This is a genomic window from Peterkaempfera griseoplana, assembly GCF_001418575.1.
Lineage (GTDB): Bacteria > Actinomycetota > Actinomycetes > Streptomycetales > Streptomycetaceae > Peterkaempfera > Peterkaempfera griseoplana.
This window is the reverse complement of the sequence record NZ_LIQR01000771.1, coordinates 1-1378: the sequence shown is the minus strand read 5'-3', so window position 1 is coordinate 1378 and position 1378 is coordinate 1. Positions and strand designations below refer to the sequence as shown.

The following is a 1378-nucleotide window of genomic DNA, read 5'->3' as shown; positions in this document are numbered from 1 at the left end:
CCTGGCCGGGGACAGCTCCTCGACCAGCCGCTCGAAGGGCACGTCGGGATGGGCGAACGCGCCCAGCCCGGCCTCCCGGACCCGGGAGAGCACCTCGCGGAACGTGGGGTCGTCCGACAGGTCGGTACGCAGCACGAAGGTGTTGACGAAGTAGCCCACCAGGTCGTCCAGGGCCTCGTCCGTGCGGCCGGCGATCGCCGAGCCGATGGGGATGTCGGTACCGGCGCCCAGGCGCGACAGCAGCACCGCCAGCGCCCCGTGCAGCACCATGAACATCGTTACGCCCTCGGCCTGCGCCATCTCCCTGAGGCTTGCGTGCACCTCCGCGGAGACCTCCAGCGGCAGCCTGTGCCCCTGGTGGCCGGCCACCGCCGGACGCATCCGGTCGGTCGGCAGCTCCAGCTCCTCCGGGAGGCCGGCCAGCGCCTCACGCCAGTAGGCGACCTGCCGCGACAGCAGGCTGCCGGGGTCCTCCGCCTCGCCGAGGAGCTCGCGCTGCCAGAGGGCGTAGTCGGCGTACTGCACCGGCAGCGGCTCCCATGCCGGGGCCCTGCCGTCGCAGCGCGCCGCATAGGCCTCCGAGACGTCGCGGGCCAGGGGCGCCCTGGACCAGCCGTCCGTGGCGATGTGATGGACCACGACCACCAGGACCTGCTCCTCCGCGCCGGCCGAGAACAGCCAGGCCCGGATGGGGACCTCCGAGGACAGGTCGAAGGCGTAGCCCTGGGCCTGTACGACGGCGGCTGCGAGGTCCTGCGAGGCCACCTCCTCGACGGTCAGTTCCCATTCCAGGTCCTCCAGGGCAGTGATCCGCTGATAGGGCTCGCCGTCGGCCATCGGGAACACCGTCCGCAGCACCTCGTGCCGCCCCAGCACGTCCCGGAACGCCGCAGCCAGCGCCTCCCGGTCCACCTCACCCGACAGTCGCACCGCGACCGGGATGTTGTAGGTCGCGCTTGCTCCCTCCAACTGGTCGATGAGCCAGAGTCGCCGCTGTCCGTACGACAGGGGTACGCGGTCAGGGCGCGGCCGGGCGGCCAGGGGCGCGCGGGCCTGTCCGGCGTCGGCCAGCCGTGCCGCGAGCGCCGCGACCGTGGGCGCCTCGAACAGCACCCGGATCTCCACCTCGACGCCCAGCACCGCCCGGATCCGGCTCACCAGCCGGACCGCCAGCAGGGAGTGGCCGCCCAGGTCGAAGAAGTCGTCCTCCACCCCGACCGCCGGCAGCCCCAGCACCTCCGCGAAGGCCATGCAGAGGATTTCCTCCTGGAGGGTGGCTGCCCGGCGTCCTCCCGCGGACAGTGCCGATGCCCAGTCGGGTGCGGGCAGGGCCTTGCGGTCCAGCTTGCCGTTGGCCGTGAGCGGCAGCGCGTCCAGC

Annotated in this window: 1 protein-coding gene; it reads right to left on the bottom strand. The window is 73.0% G+C overall.

What is annotated here, in order from left to right:
• Positions 1-1378, bottom strand: a 1378-nt coding sequence (locus AOK09_RS36640; RefSeq protein WP_245687656.1) for a condensation domain-containing protein, incomplete at both ends; no start/stop codon positions are given.